A 19,306-nucleotide genomic window follows, 5' to 3' on the forward strand; every position below is an offset into this window, starting at 1 on the left:
AAAGTTACGACCTTGGTTTGTTTAATTGCCTATCATACATCACAATACTTCCAGCGACAGAAACATTTAGGCTTAACTGCGATTTAAACTTAACTAAAAAGTGACTCTTTTCTATGGCCTGTTTAGACAAACCATGGTCCTCGGCGCCTAACAAATAGACACATCGTCGAGGGTGGTTAAATGTTTCTAAATCCTCTGCCTCTTCAGTCAACTCTACACCAACAATTCTGGCACCCTTGGGCAGATTATTAAAAAACTCATCGAAAGTTTCATAATGAAAATAGGGCATTGATTTAACTGCATTATGCGTGTCACTGGCTTGCTTCGCATAGCGATTACCAATAGTAAAAATAAAACTCGCTCCTAAGTTTTGAGCAGAGCGCCAGAGTACACCTAAATTTTCGGGAGTCTTACCGTTTTGTATACCAATACCAAAGAACTCATTAGTAAAATTATCGTTCATAAGGCAAAGGTAAAACTTCTAAAGTATTCAAATAATAAAGCGATTTTTAAGAAGTCTTCTTTCGTCCAACAATCATATTTAGACTTAAACCTGTTATAATGACTAACATCCCAATGATAATGTAAATATCATAGGTTTCATTAAACCAAATTAATCCCATTATAGTTGTAAACAATACTTCTAAGTACTTTAAAGGTGCTATTTGGTTGGTCTCTTCAACCTGAAAAGCTTTGGTCATAAATAATTGTGCCACATAACCAAATACACCTAAACTGAGAAAAATTAGCCATTCATATCCAACTGGATTATTCCAGTTTTTAATTGATAAAATTCCCCCGATTACTGTGGAAATCACCATAAAATAGTTAACAATGACGACAGGATGGTCGTTACTTCCAATTTTACGAATAGTAATATAAACTAACCCTACAAACAGGGCAGATAAAAAGGCATATAAAATTCCCAAAGAGGAAATGACCTCTCCAAAACCTTTAAGAATCAAAACACCAGAAAATGCAATAAGGAAAAACAACCATTGAATTGGTTTTATTTTTTCTTTTAAGAAAATCAAAGCGAATAATGCCGCAAAAATTGGTGCAATATATCGTATGGAAACAGCGGTTCCCATAGAAATATGTTTTAAGGCCATAAAGAATAATGTCATAGAAAAAAGACCGAAAATACTCCTTAAGACTAAAAGGGCCTTTCTATTTCCTAGAAATGATATTTTATGCCGAATAAGAAATGGTACTGTAAAAAAAAGCGAACCAAAGGCACGAAAAAATACAATCTGATATACGTCAAATGCATGTAAGGATTTTACAAAAACATTTAAAAATGTAAATGCTAATGTGCTTATCAACATATATAGAATTCCTCTTTTCAATAGAATAATTTAGAGGTTACTAAAATACTTATTAGGCTATTAGATTTTGGAATTTATAAAAATTATGATTGATTACCTTTTCTATTTCTTGTTCTGACTGGTTATTCGTTATCTGGATTCTCATTACAGGTAAATCCAAATCATATTTAGGCTTCGTCTGCTTATCTAAATCATTTATAACAAAGATGCCATCAACTGTACCATCGTTGATTTTGCGCAAATATGAATCTTCGCAGTTATTAGAATTATAGGTTTGACAAATAAATACCTTATAACCATGGCTCTCTGCAATTTGTTGCAAATAAAAAAGCGATTGATTAAATGATCTTATGGTTACTTTTGGCAATAAAATCCCTATAGCCTTTGAAGTATTTGCACGTAAAGCAACGGCATATTTATTTGGTGTGTAGTTGAATCTATTTGCAATTGCTCTGATCTCCCTTTTTGTATCTTTACTTATATCTCGTTTATCATTAAGTGCTTTTGACACCGTAGAAACTGAGTAGCCTGAAAGTTGCGATAGATCCTTAACTGTAATTCTAGATGTTCCCAATTAATTTGATTTTAAATCCTGAATTATTTTTAAGGCATTTCGAGTATCTGATTCGATTTGACTTAAATCATATTGACCAGTTTCATCCTTCTTAATTAATTTGGATCCTATTCCAACGCAAGTCACTCCAGCACTAAACCAAGATTCTAAGTTATCTTTTGTTGGTGACACACCACCAGTTGGCATTATATTGGTCCATGGCTGAGGGCCTTTTATCGCCTTTACAAATCCTGGACCATAAATTCCTCCAGGGAATAACTTAACAATTTCACATCCCAATTCTTCTGCCTTAGCAATCTCAGTTAATGAGCCACAACCCGGAGACCATAGTACTTTTCTTCGATTACAAACCACTGCAATATCTTCTCTTAAAACTGGAGTTACAATAAAATTAGCACCTAAAGCCATATATCTTGAAGCCGAAGCTCCATCAGTGACCGAACCAACTCCCATAATCATTCCTGGTAAATTTTCAATCACATATTTATTTAGCTCGCCAAAAACTTCGTGTGCAAAATCACCTCGAGCCGTAAATTCTAATAGCCGAGCACCACCTTTATAGACAGCTTCTACTACTTTTTTACTTGTTTCTAAATCCTTATCATAAAACAACGGAACCAGTCCGGTTTGTTTCATTTTAGTTGCTACTTCTATTCGTGTAAACTGTGCCATAATCTATTACCTTGCAACACGACCAGACGCATCACCACTCATTAATTTCTCTACTTCTGAAACCGTTACCAGATTCGCATCTCCTTTAATTGTATGCTTTAAGCAAGACGCGGCAACAGCAAAGTCCAGTGCGTTTTGATCATCTTCAGGATATTTTAATAATCCATAAATTAAGCCACCCATAAAGGAGTCACCTCCTCCAACACGATCCACAATATCTGTAATCTGATATTGACGCGTTTCAAACATATTCTTACCATCATATAGGACTCCAGCCCAAGTATTATGAGAAGCCGAAATAGAACCTCTTAAGGTAGTAATGACTTTCTTGGCTTTAGGAAACTTCTTCATCATTTGCTTACAAACAGATAAAAAAGCTTCAGCTTTAACATCATGTCCATGTTTATGAACGTCTAATCCTTCTGGATGGATTCCAAAATGCTTCTCTGCATCCTCTTCATTACCAAGCACAATATCACAATAAGATGTTAGTTCCGTCATTATTTTTTCTCTGTGGGAATCATCACAATACGTCCATAATTTTGCTCTATAGTTCAAGTCTGTAGAAATTGTTATTCCCATTGCACTAGCTGTTTTTAATGCTTCTAAACACACATCAGCTGCACCCTGCGAAATCGCAGGTGTTATACCTGTCCAATGAAACCATGCAACATCCTTAAAGACAGATTTCCAGTCAATCATACCTAGCTCAATCTGTGAAATTGCAGAATACGCTCTATCATAAACCACTTTGCTTCCTCGGCTAACTGCTCCTGTTTCTAAAAAATAGATACCGAGTCTCTCGCCACCATAAACAATTTTATCAACTCCAACACCGCGCTTGCGCATTTCCATCATTGCACATTGACCAATATCGTTATTTGGTAAGCGTGTCACAAAATCTACGGGAACACCATAATTAGCCAACGATACTGCAACATTTGATTCTCCTCCACCATAAACAACATCAAAACTTGAAGCTTGAGAAAATCTTAAAAACCCTTGAGGTGCCAATCTGAGCATAATTTCACCAAAAGTGACTACCTTATTCATTTGATTCATTTTAATAACTAGTTAGTAACTTAATAAGATTTTGAATTCGTTTAAATTCCTAGTGCTTGACCACCACCAATTTGAATAGTTTCAGCTGTAATAAATGAAGCATCCGCACTGGCTAAGAAGGAGACAACACCAGCAACATCATCTGGCTGTCCTAATCTCCCTAACATTATATTATTGGCCCACGACTTAAATACCTCTGGTTTTGTAGCTTTAATTTGGGCATGAAATGGTGTATCAATTGTTCCAGGGGAAACTGCATTTGCTCTAATACCGTATTCTGCCAGATCTTTAGCTAATGCTCTTGTAATTGCATGAACACCAGCTTTAGACGTACCATAAACTCCAGCACCTGGACCACCTGCGGTCCACCCAGCGTTAGAGGTGTAATTAATTATTGAAGGATGTTCTCCTTTTTTGAGATAAGGAATGGCTGCTCTCGATGCAAAAAACACTGAGTCTAAGTTTAAGGCCATTACAAACCTGTAGAAGTCGGTGGTCATTTCCTCAAAACGAGATCGACCACCTAATCCACCGGCATTATTAACTAAAACATCGATTTTACCATATTTATCTCCAATTTTTTGTATGTTTTCTGTTATCTGATCTTCTTTTGTAACATCAAAACCGTAGTATTCAGCTGTTATACCTTCTGCTGTTAATTCTTTAATCCTCTCAGCTCCCGCCTCATGGTCGATTCCATTTAAAATTACGGTGTAACCATCTTGTCCAAGACGCTTTGCAACGGCAAATCCTATTCCTCCTGTTGCACCTGTTACTATTGCTATTTTATTCATTTATGTAATTCTTTAAATTGCTTTTAATTTTTTAATTATTCACTAGTGTTATCAACTAGTTTAACTTTGCTTATAAATATATATATCACCAATACAGCTAATACGACAGAAGTCGTGATAGCAATAAAGGCTGGTACGTAAGAACCACCCTTAGTAATTTGACCAACAAACCAATTCATGATCATAGGAGACACTGCCGCAACAGTACCTGCTAATCCTGCCAATGTACCTACTGACGGTCCTTTTAATAAATCACTAGATAAGGTTTGAATGTTCCCAATTGCAAATTGAAATCCGAATAAGGCCACTCCTGCGAGATATATAAAGGTCATGAAGTTTGTCTCCTTAACAAACAGTATTATACCTACAAATCCTGCTATTATAAGGGCACTACCCACAACAATACTAAGTTTTCTACCAACATCTACGTTACTTCTTTTAATGGCTTCTTCAGTAAATAACCCTCCTAGAATACTACCTGCCGCAGCCATTAAATAGGAAATCCACATGGTATTACCAATCTCCTCGATGCTTAAATTGAATTTAGAATTAAGATAAATCGGCATCCAACCTGCAAAAAACCACCAAATTGGTTCAATAAAAAATCTACAGAGTAAAACTCCCCATGACTCTTTAAAACTCAAAATTTTACCCAAGCTTAAGCTTTTTGGCTCAGACGAGTCTTGAACATTATCATTAGCAATGTTATCGTTTAATAAAAGGTTCTTTTCTTCATCAGTAATCCAAGGATGTTTTTGTGGGCTTGTCTTATTAATTATTAACCAAGGTATAACCCATATTAACCCTAGTAAACCGAGAATTACATATGTCGCCTTCCAACCAAATTTGGCATAAAGGAAGACAATTACAATAGGTGCAATAACATTCCCAATAGAGGCGCCTGAGTTAAATATTCCTTGAGCTAGAGCTCTTTGCTTCACAGGAAACCACTCTCCATTACTTTTTACAGCTCCAGGCCATAAACCAGCTTCACCCAATCCAAGTAAGCCCCTTACAATCGATAATGAAACGATGCCTTTTGCTACGGCATGAAACGCTGCAGCCAGAGACCATACTATTATCGACAATGTAAACCCTATCCGTGTTCCGATTTTGTCATATAATCTACCTGACAAAAATTTGCTTACTGCATATGTGGCCAGAAACACATTAAGAAGAAATGCATAATCCGACTGGTCCATTCCTAAATCCTCACCCATCTGAGGCCAGAGTAGAGCGAACGCAGTTCTATCAATATAATTTATAACAGTGGCTATGAAGATTAACCCAATAATCCACCACCTTAAACCTCGTATTTTCATTTTGATTGTTAGTCTATATTCTAAACATTATAGCAGTACTGATATAATACACTAAAATGTTCTTTCATTTTTTGTTTTGCGAGTTTAGGATTCTGCTCCTTAATTGCATTGTAAATTGCACGGTGCTCTTCTATTCCTAAATTGGCTAAATTTTTATCACAAACGTGATATTTCTCAAAATTGGTAATTATCTCAGGAGTTATAGATAACATAAAAGTGTTCATAGTACTGTTACCACTTGCTTTAGCTATTGCAAGATGAAACAATAGATCTTCTTCCACTGCATCTAAACCTGCCTTTACTTTTTCCGTGTAGGCATCCAATGCTTCCTTAATTTTCACTAAGTCCTCATCAGTACGTCTTAATGATGCCAGTTTTACAGTTTTGAGTTCTAGAAGTATACGAGTTTCAACAAGGGATTTAAAATCTGGCTCTTCAAGTCTAAGAATGTCATCGATCATTCCATTCATAGCGATAACACCAATATTCGCAACGAATGTACCACTTTGCGGTCTTGATTTAAGTAATCCATAATATTCCAGCGTCTGAATTGCTTCTCTAACACTACTGCGAGTTACTCCAAACTTTTCGGATAGCATACGCTCAGAAGGTAACTTATCACCTGGTTCTAAGTTCTTATAATTAATAAGCTCTTTTATTTTGGCGATAATAGTTTTATTTAAACTTAACCCTTCTGTTTTTTGTAATGTTTCTACTTTCATATTTGAACTCATTCTATTGGTTAACCAGATTATTTACTTTAAAAATATGCAATTTTTAACACTTTTTTTGTCTACTTGTTTTGATATTATAGAATTCTACCCACTCTAACCAACTAACTCCTATGAGTAGAATTCTATTAATATGACACTCTAAATAATATTCTAATGACTTACTTCTAATTCGTAAAACCTAACCTTTGCATAAGCCCCTTCATCTCTGGTTTGAAAATAATTACCAGCCTTAAAATAGTTTTCAAACACACCCCATTTTTTAATGTGAATGCTATCGTAGACTTTAAATTCATTACCATTAAGGATAATCACCATTTTTCCATCTGATACCTTAACCTCAAGTGTAAACTTTTTAAAGCCAACTTCTTGTTCAAAATTGAAACCGTCGTCATTGTCCCAGGCATCCTCATGCAGAATTTCCGGTATACCAGCCTCTAAAAACTTTAAGACCTTTGTTTTAACTCTTATCTTACCTTTATCCCAATAGATTTTTAGCATTGGAGGCGCATTATTATCATCCTCACCAATTAAATCGCGTTGCTCGTTTGTTAATCTACCATGTATTTGCATAATAATTATCCGATGATACTTACCATCAGCATCTCTGGTAACATCATCAATCGCAATTTTAGCTTTCATCCTACCACCATCTTTAAATGTCCAATTGGCATTATTATCACCTGGTGCCATTTGCTCTCGTAATTCTGATCTTGTATACTTTGTATTGCGTGTTCTAGAATCCGTTGGCATGGCATGGAATACAATTGCGCCTCGAGTAGAATCGATATACATATATGGCTTAGCGATCTCATTAGATGCAAAATCAAATATCTCAGGTGGTTCAATTTCAACTGGTTTACCTACTTCATTGGTCACAGGAAGTGTCACCTTCCAGTGAGTAAGATCAATCTTAGGTAGCTTAACTTTCTTCTTACGCTTCTTTTTCTTCTTCTTCTTTTCAGTCTTAGTTGCACTCAAATCATCTTTATTTTCAGATTGAGCAAATCCATAGCTTAAGCTGATTGAAAAAAGTAGTATAAAAAGAGTTCTCGTATTCACAATAATTGTTTTAGTCTACAGCGTCTATCGTAATGTTATCAAGTCTCGCTTCCTCACCTTGATTTGTCACAAAAATGGAAACCATATCATTAGCACCAGTATTAAATGGTAAGTTCACCTGCACATAGTCGTTCGCACTAGTTTGATCTGTACCCTCAAAAGATGCTATAGATCCCGCAATGGCATCATTATAATCTACATAACCACCACCAGCTAAAATGTGTAAGGTTATCGAACCAGGATTATTCGTTTTTAACGTATAGTAATAGGTTATTATATAATCTGTATTCGGTGAAACTGTTAGTTCTTGATACGCGATCCTATCACCTGCAGATGGATATTTTGAGGCCTGAGATCCATTTTGCACCGGACTTGATGTAATCTGAATTACACCACCAAGGTCACTATTTCTCCAACAATCTCTACCATCCATATTGCCATCACCACAATCCTCACTACCTGGTGAATTGTCTTCAAAACTAAATTCGTTAATAACCGGAATAATTGCTGCTGGTTCTTCAGGTTCTATTACCTCAATAGTTTCTGTGAATGTACTCTCCACACCATTGTTGTCTGAAACGGTCAAGGTAACTGTATATGTCCCTTCACCAGGATAAATTGCAAACCCATCTACTTCTGTTGATGATTCACCATTACCAAAATCCCACATGTACATAGTAGCACTTGTTGATGCATTGGCAAATGTGTATTCCTTCCACGCATCTTCTGTACCTGCTCCTTGTGTATATGTAAAGCTTGCCGAAGGTGGTGTTGCATCTGCAATTGAGTTTTCACCTAATGGTTCAAATTGTTCCAGATCTTCACATGAATTGAATGCTAACGTTCCGATGAAGATCAGCGCTAATCCATAATATTTCATTGTTTTCATCATAATAGTTTTTAAAAGATTAATATCCTGGATTTTGAGTTAACAATCCTTGACTCAAATTGATTTCATACTGTGGTATTGGTAAAAGCAAATCACTAGCTGTGAAGCTTCCTCCTGTTGCTCCTGAAAATGCTGATAATACAGCTTGTGCCTCACCAAATCTCATTAAATCGAATAGTCGTTGATTTTCGTAAGCCAACTCTACTCTTCTCTCATCTAACAATTCTTGTTTAGTGATATTATCATCATCATCACCTGTTAGTCCTGCACGTTCTCTTACTAATCTAAACGACTCTAAGGCTGCAGGCGAACTTGTTGAAGATCCACCAGCCATTATAGCCTCTACATGCAATAACAGCACGTCTGCATATCTGATAACAATAAAATCATTACCTGCTGCTGTAGGATCTACAGAAGTAGGGTTAATTCCTAAAGTAGTATCACCATCTGGAATATATTTTACCACTTGAAATTGTGTTGGCTGATCTAAATCAACTCTATAAGAGTATTGAGTTCTATCACCACCTAAAGCATCTAATGCCTCTCTAGAATCTTGAGTCGTATAATTTACACCACTTGTTCTTCCAACAGCATTAAGCCATTCCGCAGAAAAGTTTTGGCTATCAATACCATCTGGCTCATAACCAACGGCAAAAATCACCTCATCATTTAACTCATTAAAAAATACATCTTTAAAGTCTGGCTCTAAAGCATAGCCACTTGACATAACATCCTCTATTAAATTTTGGGCATCTAAATAATTAGTTCCCACTGTTAAATAGGCTTTTGCCAATAAAGTTTGAGCAGCAGCTCTAGATGCTCTAGTTTTATAAGTATTGTCTAATCCTGATACGGCTACTAATAAATCTGAGATAATAAAATCATAAATCTCAGATGTTGGTACTCTCGTAAATGAGATTTCTTTGTCCTCTGCCGAAAGTATACGATCAACCAATGGAATATCACCGAATAATCTTACTAAATTAAAATACGCATAGGCACGAACAAATTTTGCCTCAGCTTCAAAAGCAAGTGCATTTTCAGGTGAGGCAACACCTAAGTTTTCTAGAACGGTATTGGCTCTAAAAATTACATTATAAAAACTACGATAATAATCAGCTACAATACCGTTATTGGCCTCAATTGTGTAAAACTCAAACTGTGCAGCTTCACCTTCTTGAGCCTTAGTTCTTGTATTATCACTTCGCATTTCTGTAACATAGAATTCTACTTGCAAAGCATGATAATCGTTTGCATTTGTACTATTAACACCTTGTATACCATCATACATGTTAATAACACCTTTTTCTAATTCTTCTTCTGTACTGTAGTAGTTGTCAGCATTGATCAAAGATTCTAATTCTGGAGAGAGATAATCATCACATCCTACAGAACTGAATGCTAGTACAGCTAATATTATATATTTGAATTTTTTCATTGTATTCTGTTTTAATTAAGTCCTCTAAAAATTAACATTGATTCCAAAAGTAAAGGTCCTCTGAATAGGTGATCCTGCCCTTTGATAACCATAAGTGGTCGGTGATGTATTATTAATTGATTCTGGATTGAACCCAGTATAATTATCTGCTGTGAAGTACAATAAGTTACTACCAGAAAAATACACTCTCGCATTTGTTATAAAGATCTTCTTTGTAAAGCTTTCAGGAATTGTATATCCTATAATTAAGTTTCTCAAAGCAACATACGATGCATCTTGTATAATATCATTTGTAAAGATCTTTTGTCTAATAAATTCTTGATCTGGTGTAGTTGATGGGTCAAAATCTTGAGAACTATTAAAATGATTAAATAGATATTGATCTCCCATATTTCTAATTTCGGCACCATGACTTCCTTGAAACATAAAACTTAAATCGAAGTCTCCTAAATTGAAATTATTGGTAACTGACCATACTAGGTCTGGATATGGATCTCCGAGTATCGTTTTATCATCGTCATCGATAACACCATCACCATTTAAATCTTTTACATAAACATCTTGTGCTTCTGCACCAACTGGATGATAAGGATCAATTATATATTCTAGAGGAATGTCTCTATCAACTACCCATCCATAGTAAGATGAAATCGGGTTTCCGACTAAGTTAATCCACTCTGCAGCACGCTTACTATCAACATTTTGAATTTGCCCATTTGCATCTCCAAAATTTGTAAGTTCATTTTTATTTCTTGCACCAACTATAGTTGTAGACCATCTAAAGTTTTCCTTCACAATATTGGCACTTCTAAGTTCAAATTCGAAACCACGATTCTCTACTTCACCAATATTAATTAAACCACTATCAAATCCAGTTGTATAAGACACTGGATTATCTAATAGTAGTTGATCACTAGTTCTTTTATAGACATCGAATGAACCTGAAATTCTGTTATTCCAAAAGCCAAAATCAACACCTGGATTAATTTCTAATGAACGCTCCCATTGTAATCCAGGGTTAGCAATATTAATAGGATTAAATGCCGTATTTACAGACCCATCTATTACAGCAGATGATGGAGAAAGTAAAGATATATATGGAAAACTATCAATAAGATCATTGCCAGAATCGATTAACGGATTACCTGTTACACCATAACTTACTCTTAGTTTCAGATTTGTGACTACATCACTCTCATTTAGAAAATCCTCATCACTCATTATCCAACCTGCTGAAACCGCAGGAAAGTTACCATACTTATTGTCCTCACCAAATGCTGAGAACCCATCATGTCTAAAACTTACAGAAGCTAAATACTTCCCTTTATAAGCATAATTTGCTCTACCGAAGAATGACATAAGTCTTCTGGTATGTTCGAAAGAAGCTGCAGTAATAGTCGTTGGATCAGCCGCTGAAATTGTACGTACTAAATCTGAGTCATACCCTCCACCTGAAACGGATTCGAAGGTGTAATCCCACTTCTCTGCTGACATACCACCAACCGCGTTAATCTCATGATCTCCGAAAGCTTTGTCATATGAAAAGAAATTATCCGTAACAATATGTATTCTATTCTCTGTCGATAAGTCTAATGACGTCGCTGCAGCACCATTTCTATTGGACTCTACACCCTGCCATCTGTCTCTCTTAGTATTTTGAAAATCTCCAGCCAAATTTGTATTAAATTTTAAACCTGGAATAATCTCATAATTGGCATACATTCTTCCAGCCAATTTAAACTTGTAATCATTTCTATCACGCTCTAGAACCTTTGCTGCAGGATTTGTATTAGAAGTATTACTAATATCTGTTCCACCAGACTCAACTGGCATCATAGCGTCTAAATCATAATCATCGAACATTCTTTGAATTGCATAATCACCAATCTGTACATCCGCATATTTTCCACCATCGCGTAATCGATTCACAAAAGGTAAAACTTGCTCATTAACATACAATGGTAACCAAGGCGTTTGTCTCAAAATATCATGCGTTGATCCGTCAAATCGTCTTCTATTGGAATATGACGGTGCAATGTTCGCACCAAAACTAAGTCTATCACTCAATTTGGTATCGATTTTAAATCGCATGTTATATCTTTTGTAATCGTCTGTAAGTAGAACACCTTCATCATGAGAATATCCCATAGACACACTAAACTTAGTTTTCTTTGTACCACCTCTAGCACTAAACGCATGGTTCTGAATTAAACCCGTTTCAAATATGATATCTTGCCAATCTTCATCAACCCCAAGTAATAATTTTAATTGTGTTCTCGAGGAAATACTACCAGTAGCCAATTCTTGTGCTCTAGCGGTCTCTGCAACGGAAAAATAATAGGCATCACTTTGTCGTGCTTGTTTAAAACCAGTAAAAGTGTTGTAATTAAATCTTGTTTTACCTTCCTTACCACTTTTTGTTGTAATTATAATAACACCATTTGCTCCACGAGAACCATAAATAGCTGTAGAAGCAGCATCCTTTAGAATATCAAAGGATTCGATTTCATTCATATCTAAATTTCCTAGGAAGTCGCTATCAACAACAAGGCCATCAACCACTATTGTCGGATCGGAGTTACCTGAAATAGAACCTGTACCACGCACTCTAATGGTTGGAGCAGAACCAGCTTCACCTTCTGTTGCGGCAACTTGTACACCAGCGGCTTGTCCAACAAGAGCCTCATCGACTCTTGGTACAGCAATCTGATCTAGCTTTTCATTATTAACTTTAGATATAGCACCAGTAACATTACGTTTTTTCTGGGTACCATAACCAATTACAACTACCTCATCTAAGGCACTTGTACTTTCAGCTAATGAAATGTCTAAAACTTGCTGATTACTTATTGTCACTGTCTGTGTCGCGTAACCGACATAAGAAAATTGCAAAACATCTCCACTCTTTACGGTAATTTGATACTTACCATTAAAGTCGGTAGATGCACCATTTGTTGTTCCGACCACGATAACGTTAACACCTGGTATAGGCATGTTATCTGCAGCTGCAGTAACTGTACCTTGTAGGGTGTAAGTGTCCTGACCAAAACCAACAAGACCAAATAACAGTAAAAGGATTACTGTAAATCTCACCTTTAATTTCATAGATTAATCATTTAAGTTAGTTTATTAGTTTTAATACCAATCAATTAGCCAAATTTTAAAAAATGAATAATACCGAAATTAAAAGCATTGATTTTGTATCTTTGCTATACCTTACACAGGTAAAAAATTCTTCAAGTATTACTGAAGTAGAACTAAAGGGTAGGTCTCAACTATCCTTTTTTTCATTCAATAAAAATTGGTTTACCAGATTGGTTTACCAAATATATACAAAAAAATGTTAAAAACAAGACTTCTTTGAAAAAAGTGATTCTTGTTTAATTTATTCACTAAAAGACTGTACGTTTTAGTCACTATTAGCGCCATTTTTGTACTATTTATTTCCAAAATATGATACCTCTCCTCCACTTAAAAAGTCCTCTCTAACAGGACTAAAAGTATCGATAAGCATTCCTTCTTCCAGACACACTGTGCTATGTAATAAATTAGGCTCAATGTACACACCATCACCGGCTTCAATAATTTGCTTAAAACCGTCTATTTCAAATTCAAACTTACCCGATATGCAATAAGTCGCCTGTGTATGGAAATGCTGGTGCGGAGAGCCTAAAGCTCCTTTTTCAAATTTTACCTTAACCATCATAATTTGATTGTCGTAACCAAGAAATTTTCTTGATACACCACCACCGAGTTCTTCCCAATCCTTTTCTTTAGTTAGGATATATTTATCACTAAATCGTTTCATTATAAATCTTATATAAGTTATTTATTTGGTTTTTTACCTGGACCAATAGTCGCTTCTCTAAACCAAACTTCTGTGTAGCATCCATTTTCATATTGTTTGGCAATATCACCTCCATAAGTTTCTGCACCAGCGCACCAAACCATATTAGTCTCTGGACTCTTCCCATTGGTTTGATTATATGCGCCTTGTTTAAAATAATTCAGCTCACCACTATAGGCTTCGGCACGTTCTGTTCCGTCTTGCCCAATTGGCACAAAAAGCTTATTAACTTGATCTGGGATATCTGTTTTATTTACATATTCCGAGGCAATAAGGTTTTTTGTAAATGTCTTTGTTTTATGATTTTCGCTTGTAAACGTGAGATACATTATTCCTTTGTAGACATTAACCTCATAACTAAACTCCTCACCTAATTCTATACCATCCTCTGGCTCAAAAGGGAAATCTTCTTTACTTTCTCCAACAACAGACATATCGTGTCCCCAGACTGCTGTAGAAAAATCCCATCGACCAGAGTTGTCGTCTCCTGCTGTATTGATTTCGTAATTCCAAAAAACTGAGCCTTTTTTATGACCAGGAAATTTTTTATAGAATATTTTCAAAGGTTCATTTTCATGACCTTCACCACTATGTATCTGTCCTACAACAGTTGCATAAGAAGCGGCTACTCTTGCATCACCAGAAACAGAGACCTGCATAACTTTACATGTTCCGGTAAGGTTACCTCCTTCCTCTGGAATCCATTCTCGTTTTTCTTGAAGCTCTGATCTCGTATTACTAGAATTGGGTGAAGTTACTCCAGAGTTTGGTGTTTTATAAACCACCCAACGTCTTGTACCGTCAATTACCGTATAAAAGAAGTCTTTGTTTTCATATTCAGTCAGGTCATTAACATTGGTTCCATCACCTAGTAAGATCTTAAACTTATCCATAAATGGAATCACCTCATGTGGATATACAACCTTATGACTTAAACCATCATTCGCCTCAAAATAACCAGCATTCGAAATGGCTTCCTCTGGTATTTCAATAGATGCAGACTTAAACCAGACTTCTGCATAATTACCATCTGCATATTGCTTGCTAAGATCTCCTCCATGAGTTTCAGCACCAGAACACCAAACCTTATTTACTTTTGGGTCTTTTCCATTAGTCTGATTATAGCATCCCAGTTTAAAAAACAACCCTTCATCACTATATGCGTTCTCTCTTTCAACACCATCTTGGCCAATCGGAACAAATAAATTATTGACTTGCTCTGGTATATCGGCTTCCGTAGCGTATTCTGTTGAAATTAAATTTTTAATAAAAGTTTTGGTCTCATGACCTTCACTCGTAAATGTGAGATGCATTATACCATTCTTTACCTCAACTTCATAACTAAATTCCTCACCTAATCGAATACCGTCTTCGGGTTCTAATGGAAAAACGTCTTCATCACTTCCAACAACTGAAAAATCATAACCCCAAATTGGATATGAGTAATCCCATCTTTTAGAATTGTCCTCACCTTTGGTATTTATTTCATAATTCCAAAAAACAGATCCTTTTTGATGACCAGGAAACTTCTTATAAAAAATCTTTAAAGGTTCATTCTCGTGTCCATCTGCACTATGAATTTGGCCTACAACTACAGAGAATGTAGAAGCAACTCGAGCATCTCCTGTGGTGGCAACATTCATAACCTTTAAGGTAGCATTCATTTTTGAAGAAACCATAGGAGACCATTTCTTTAACTGCGCTAACTCAGTTCTTGTATTGTTAGATGTCCCATGTGTATTACCTGCATTTGGAGATTTAAAAACAACCCAATCTGCATTGGTATCCTCTGTTGTATAGAAAAAATCTTTATTGCTATAAGTGTTGGCTTTACCTACGTTAGAACCATCTCCTAGAATTAAATTCCAATGTTCAAAAATGGGAATCACGTCATTTGCATTTAATGCAATTTCGTTAGGATCACCTTTCTTATTTTCATTCTGTTTTTTCTCGTTTGAACAATTGACTGCACAAATGAGTATAAAAAGGCCAAAACAACATTTTGATAGGATTGTTTTCAGTTGTTTAAAATTCATACGTAGTTATTGATAATTATGACCGAAACAACAATAAAGGCTTCAGTTAATTTAAATAGTTAATTAAATTAAGAGTTATCTGCAAATAATACCCTTACAGTCTTATTGTTTTACTATTTTCCTAGTAATTACAACCTCAGAACCAGAGTATACTTTCATTAAATATAATCCATTATTTAAATGAGAAAGATCAATACTCTCATTAGCACCATTCATTTTAGTTTCTAAAACTTTAGCACCTAACAAATTGAATATCTCAATGGATAAATCCGTGTTAGTATAATCAGATTGAATATTTAATAATCCCTCGGTAGGATTTGGATATACTTTTAAGCTTGTAGTAGAAAATTCATCTACAGACAACACATCGGCTTGAAGCGAAATATTATCATAAAACACTTCAGTTGTTTCATCAATAGACATATTAGATCTTATGTAGATTACAACTTCTGTAGTCGTAGCCGTAAAAGTCATTGTGTTTGTTACCCATGCACCTTCATCATTAATTATATCCATACCTATAACGACAGATGTATCAGCATATCCATTGGCATCGATACCATTTTCATCAGAAATTTCAGTATTTAAAATATATACTTCTGATGGTGTCCCAGCCGCTTCAGAGCGAGAATCTATAGAAAATACATAATCTTCACCAATTGTAAGTCCAACAACCCTTTGGTATAAACGACGCGAACTTCCTGTAATAACTGGATTTCCATCATCATACAGTTTAACACCTCTTGTACCATTATTTCCACTACTTGTAGATCCTGGTTGTTCATCTAAAGAACCAGCCATACCTAAATATTTGAGTTCTAAAGCATCCTCTAAGGCATCATTTCTCCATCCATCTGGATTGTTAGTAGCATCATATCTATATGGGCTTGTTATACCTCCATTTAATGTGCTATTAGGCGTCATATCCCAAGCATCTGCATTATCACTAGTATTTGATGTATCAGAACCTGTTCCGTGCTCGTCACAAGTACCGTTTTTAACAAGCTCTTGACTCCATGCGTGATTAAAGCTTAAGCACATAACACATAATATGCAAAATGCGTTGATTAGTTGTTTTGAAAAAAGTAGTTTTGTTTTCATATTGATTTAATTTAGTGAGTTACGTATAGATTGTAATATTTTACGTAGGCAAAGGCATTCTCATCTGTAGTAGTTAGATAATTACCTGCCTTAAAGTAGTTTTCGAAAGGCCATTTCTCTAGACTTATATCTTCATAGATGTAGGGTTGATCATCATTGAGCTGAACTTCTATTCTCGCATCCGAGGCCGTTATTCTAAAATCAAAAGGATCGTATCCAACATATCCAAGGTTTACTTTAATATCAGTCCAAGTACCATCATATACACCATATAAATCAAAACCTGTAGTTGATTCATCTGCCAATGACTTTTTATGGCACCAGACAAAACCATCCTTCCAATAAATCTTAATTAATGGTGGACCATTGTTACCATCAAATCCATAGGTGGCCATATCCTCCTCTGAGATAATACCATGAATTTGCATAACAATAACTTTATGATAATCGTCACCAGAATTATTATTCTCTGAAATTGATTGTAATTTTAAACGACCTGTCATTTCTCCACCCTCTAATAATGTCCAATTCTCCTTACTATTAGATGGATTAATAAGTTCTCTAAGCTCAGTTCTAGAGTAAGAACTGTTTGCAGTGGAAATATCTGGAAACGTATAAAATACTAGCGAAGAATCTTCGGGATCATCATACATGTAAGGTTGAACCTCATCTAAATCTTGGTAACCAAAATTATTGAGTTCGCTGGGTTGATATTCATCTGGCTTTCCATTATTATCTTCATCAACTGGTAATGTCACCTTCCAATTAGAAAAGTCTATATCGGCATATACAATAGGTGTATCGTCATTCTGATCGTCACTATTGTTATCCGTATTATCGACAGTACCTTCAGGTCTTTCTAAGTTATTATTCTTAGAACATCCTACACTTAAAAAAACAAGCAGAATAAAAATTGAAAATTTAGTCTTCATATATAATTGGTTAACCAGATTGGTTTACCAAATATAAAATTAAATGTTGATTAAACAAAGATTAATTGTTTTTTAACAAATGGATTTAATAAGGAAGAGCTTTGATTAGCTATACTTTTGTACGGTATATAGTCCTTTGGTTTCGTTTTTACCCTTAAGTGGGACACGACCAATATGATTGATTTCAAAATCAGAGGTATTCTCTAATTTATCCAAAAAGTCTTGGGAAATTAACAGATCTGTGGGATACTTGTTGCATAAGCCCTGCATCCTTGCCGTGGTATTTAAGACATCTCCAGTGAAGAAAATTTCCTTTTTAAGCGCTCCTATTTCACCTGTTGTAACTTCGCCTAAGTGCAAAGCACCTTTAAAGTCTGGATAAACATCATACTTTTTTATATACCATTCCTTCCTTAACATCAAATCCTCCTCCATCGCATAAAAGCAATTTATACTATTTTTGACGGCATTTTTCCTATTTAGATCCCATGAAATGACAATTTCATCACCTATATATTGATAGACCTCACCATGATTTTTTATAATAGCATCAGATAAATCATTATAGTAGTCTTTCAAGAAATCAAAATACCTAATATGTCCTAATTGCTCGGCAAACTCTGTAGATGACTTCATATCTGTAAACATAAAAATACGCTGTTCTACAATTGGCTTATGGTATTTACCAGTAAAAAAATTAAGAAATACGCTCTGGCCAAGATTGTCACTAATCTCAGCATAGATTAAGGAAATAATTAACGAAAATGCAAGTTGAATACCAGTGGTAATAAAAGTTATACTCATTAAAAATCGTATGTATTTATCAAATACAGCTGAACTAAATATCGATGTTTTCAATTCTATACTTGCGGCAATCGTATAAAAGATGAAAATTAAAATAAAGAACAACAATGAATAAATAATTAACTTACCAACAATCTTCTGAGGAAAGTTTCCTTTAATAAAAAGGCGATTCATAAATGTTACCTCCAGTACACCTACCAAGCAACCAGTTATAAATACACTTATACTTGCAAATAATACAATATTTGAAGTAATCTTAATAGCGCCTTCAACAACAACATCTGGATTAGGCACAGCTGCATACTCACTCCAAAGAAACGCCCAACTAATAACGAGCCAAATACATCCAAAAGGAATAATCAACTTTAAATTTCTAATAAATTTTGGATCTAGTTGTGTCATATTGGAAACACCAAGGAATCTTGAGAAGTTAGAATTGAAATGGTTAACTAACTCAAATATAAGATTTTGAATATTAATTAATGATCATCAACCTTCATGCAAGAACTTTAGCCTTTCTATAAAAAAGCCAAATACTTTTTTATCTGACTAATTGCTTCGGGAATAGGATTAACTCACTGTGTTGGTTGGCCCTGCAGGGAAACTTAGATAAAAAAAACCAGATACATTTTGTATCTGGTTTGTTGTAGATAAATCAATGGAAATATCGAACATCAGTATCACACCAAGAGATTTAATTGATACTCATCATAT

Annotated in this window: 17 protein-coding genes; all 17 read right to left on the bottom strand. The window is 35.1% G+C overall.

Going from position 1 to position 19,306, the window contains the following annotated elements:
• Window positions 1–4: 4 nt before the first annotated feature.
• Complete coding sequence (locus tag ACRHOC_RS13355) at window positions 5–463, bottom strand: RNA methyltransferase (RefSeq protein ID WP_431159149.1); 459 nt, start codon at window positions 461–463, stop codon at window positions 5–7.
• Between the two features lie 46 nt (window positions 464–509).
• Window positions 510–1,349, bottom strand: a complete 840-nt coding sequence (locus ACRHOC_RS13360; RefSeq protein ID WP_431159150.1) for a DMT family transporter — start codon at window positions 1,347–1,349, stop codon at window positions 510–512.
• Window positions 1,350–1,380: 31 nt separating this feature from the next.
• Window positions 1,381–1,902, bottom strand: a complete 522-nt coding sequence (locus tag ACRHOC_RS13365) for a LacI family DNA-binding transcriptional regulator (RefSeq protein WP_431159151.1) — start codon at window positions 1,900–1,902, stop codon at window positions 1,381–1,383.
• Window positions 1,903–2,574, bottom strand: a complete 672-nt coding sequence (locus ACRHOC_RS13370; RefSeq protein WP_431159152.1) for a bifunctional 4-hydroxy-2-oxoglutarate aldolase/2-dehydro-3-deoxy-phosphogluconate aldolase — start codon at window positions 2,572–2,574, stop codon at window positions 1,903–1,905.
• Between the two features lie 6 nt (window positions 2,575–2,580).
• Window positions 2,581–3,627 (bottom strand): PfkB family carbohydrate kinase, encoded by a 1,047-nt coding sequence (locus ACRHOC_RS13375; protein ID WP_431159153.1) that lies wholly within the window; start codon window positions 3,625–3,627, stop codon window positions 2,581–2,583.
• Between the two features lie 50 nt (window positions 3,628–3,677).
• Window positions 3,678–4,430, bottom strand: a complete 753-nt coding sequence (locus tag ACRHOC_RS13380; protein ID WP_431159154.1) for an SDR family NAD(P)-dependent oxidoreductase — start codon at window positions 4,428–4,430, stop codon at window positions 3,678–3,680.
• A gap of 35 nt (window positions 4,431–4,465) precedes the next feature.
• Entirely contained in the window at window positions 4,466–5,752 is a 1,287-nt protein-coding gene (locus tag ACRHOC_RS13385) for an MFS transporter (protein WP_431159155.1), read from the bottom strand.
• 20 nt (window positions 5,753–5,772) lie between these two features.
• A complete protein-coding gene (locus ACRHOC_RS13390; RefSeq protein WP_431159156.1) occupies window positions 5,773–6,474 on the bottom strand; it encodes a FadR/GntR family transcriptional regulator in 702 nt (233 codons plus the stop codon).
• A gap of 162 nt (window positions 6,475–6,636) precedes the next feature.
• On the bottom strand, window positions 6,637–7,551 hold the full coding sequence (locus ACRHOC_RS13395; protein ID WP_431159166.1) for a polysaccharide lyase family 7 protein: 915 nt from the start codon (window positions 7,549–7,551) through the stop codon (window positions 6,637–6,639).
• Between the two features lie 4 nt (window positions 7,552–7,555).
• Entirely contained in the window at window positions 7,556–8,434 is an 879-nt protein-coding gene (locus tag ACRHOC_RS13400) for a PKD domain-containing protein (RefSeq protein ID WP_431159157.1), read from the bottom strand.
• Between the two features lie 19 nt (window positions 8,435–8,453).
• Entirely contained in the window at window positions 8,454–9,872 is a 1,419-nt protein-coding gene (locus tag ACRHOC_RS13405) for a RagB/SusD family nutrient uptake outer membrane protein (RefSeq protein WP_431159158.1), read from the bottom strand.
• 24 nt (window positions 9,873–9,896) lie between these two features.
• Window positions 9,897–12,977 (bottom strand): SusC/RagA family TonB-linked outer membrane protein, encoded by a 3,081-nt coding sequence (locus tag ACRHOC_RS13410; protein ID WP_431159159.1) that lies wholly within the window; start codon window positions 12,975–12,977, stop codon window positions 9,897–9,899.
• Between the two features lie 331 nt (window positions 12,978–13,308).
• Window positions 13,309–13,680 carry a cupin domain-containing protein gene (locus ACRHOC_RS13415; protein WP_431159160.1) on the bottom strand — a complete coding sequence of 124 codons (372 nt, stop codon included), beginning with the start codon at window positions 13,678–13,680 and terminating at the stop codon, window positions 13,309–13,311.
• A 17-nt stretch (window positions 13,681–13,697) separates the two neighbouring features.
• The gene (locus ACRHOC_RS13420) at window positions 13,698–15,755 is read right to left on the bottom strand and encodes a polysaccharide lyase family 7 protein (protein WP_431159161.1); all 2,058 of its coding nucleotides are present in this window, start codon (window positions 15,753–15,755) and stop codon (window positions 13,698–13,700) included.
• 102 nt (window positions 15,756–15,857) lie between these two features.
• The gene (locus tag ACRHOC_RS13425; protein ID WP_431159162.1) at window positions 15,858–16,856 is read right to left on the bottom strand and encodes a T9SS type A sorting domain-containing protein; all 999 of its coding nucleotides are present in this window, start codon (window positions 16,854–16,856) and stop codon (window positions 15,858–15,860) included.
• 11 nt (window positions 16,857–16,867) lie between these two features.
• Window positions 16,868–17,788: a polysaccharide lyase family 7 protein gene (locus ACRHOC_RS13430; RefSeq protein WP_431159163.1), complete on the bottom strand. Its 921-nt coding sequence runs from the start codon at window positions 17,786–17,788 to the stop codon at window positions 16,868–16,870.
• 105 nt (window positions 17,789–17,893) lie between these two features.
• Window positions 17,894–18,994: an adenylate/guanylate cyclase domain-containing protein gene (locus ACRHOC_RS13435; protein ID WP_431159164.1), complete on the bottom strand. Its 1,101-nt coding sequence runs from the start codon at window positions 18,992–18,994 to the stop codon at window positions 17,894–17,896.
• Between the last annotated feature and the right edge of the window lie 312 nt (window positions 18,995–19,306).

It is taken from the genome of Winogradskyella poriferorum (assembly GCF_050618035.1).
Taxonomy (GTDB): domain Bacteria; phylum Bacteroidota; class Bacteroidia; order Flavobacteriales; family Flavobacteriaceae; genus Winogradskyella; species Winogradskyella poriferorum_A.

Coding starts and splice junctions, on each gene's coding strand:
- ACRHOC_RS13415 (WP_431159160.1), bottom strand. CDS start 13,680: ATGAAACGATTTAGTGATAAATATATCCTAACTAAAGAAAAGGATTGG.
- ACRHOC_RS13375 (WP_431159153.1), bottom strand. CDS start 3,627: ATGAATAAGGTAGTCACTTTTGGTGAAATTATGCTCAGATTGGCACCT.
- ACRHOC_RS13385 (WP_431159155.1), bottom strand. CDS start 5,752: ATGAAAATACGAGGTTTAAGGTGGTGGATTATTGGGTTAATCTTCATA.
- ACRHOC_RS13390 (WP_431159156.1), bottom strand. CDS start 6,474: ATGAAAGTAGAAACATTACAAAAAACAGAAGGGTTAAGTTTAAATAAA.
- ACRHOC_RS13435 (WP_431159164.1), bottom strand. CDS start 18,994: ATGACACAACTAGATCCAAAATTTATTAGAAATTTAAAGTTGATTATT.
- ACRHOC_RS13430 (WP_431159163.1), bottom strand. CDS start 17,788: ATGAAGACTAAATTTTCAATTTTTATTCTGCTTGTTTTTTTAAGTGTA.
- ACRHOC_RS13420 (WP_431159161.1), bottom strand. CDS start 15,755: ATGAATTTTAAACAACTGAAAACAATCCTATCAAAATGTTGTTTTGGC.
- ACRHOC_RS13355 (WP_431159149.1), bottom strand. CDS start 463: ATGAACGATAATTTTACTAATGAGTTCTTTGGTATTGGTATACAAAAC.
- ACRHOC_RS13400 (WP_431159157.1), bottom strand. CDS start 8,434: ATGAAAACAATGAAATATTATGGATTAGCGCTGATCTTCATCGGAACG.
- ACRHOC_RS13370 (WP_431159152.1), bottom strand. CDS start 2,574: ATGGCACAGTTTACACGAATAGAAGTAGCAACTAAAATGAAACAAACC.
- ACRHOC_RS13405 (WP_431159158.1), bottom strand. CDS start 9,872: ATGAAAAAATTCAAATATATAATATTAGCTGTACTAGCATTCAGTTCT.
- ACRHOC_RS13425 (WP_431159162.1), bottom strand. CDS start 16,856: ATGAAAACAAAACTACTTTTTTCAAAACAACTAATCAACGCATTTTGC.
- ACRHOC_RS13380 (WP_431159154.1), bottom strand. CDS start 4,430: ATGAATAAAATAGCAATAGTAACAGGTGCAACAGGAGGAATAGGATTT.
- ACRHOC_RS13410 (WP_431159159.1), bottom strand. CDS start 12,977: ATGAAATTAAAGGTGAGATTTACAGTAATCCTTTTACTGTTATTTGGT.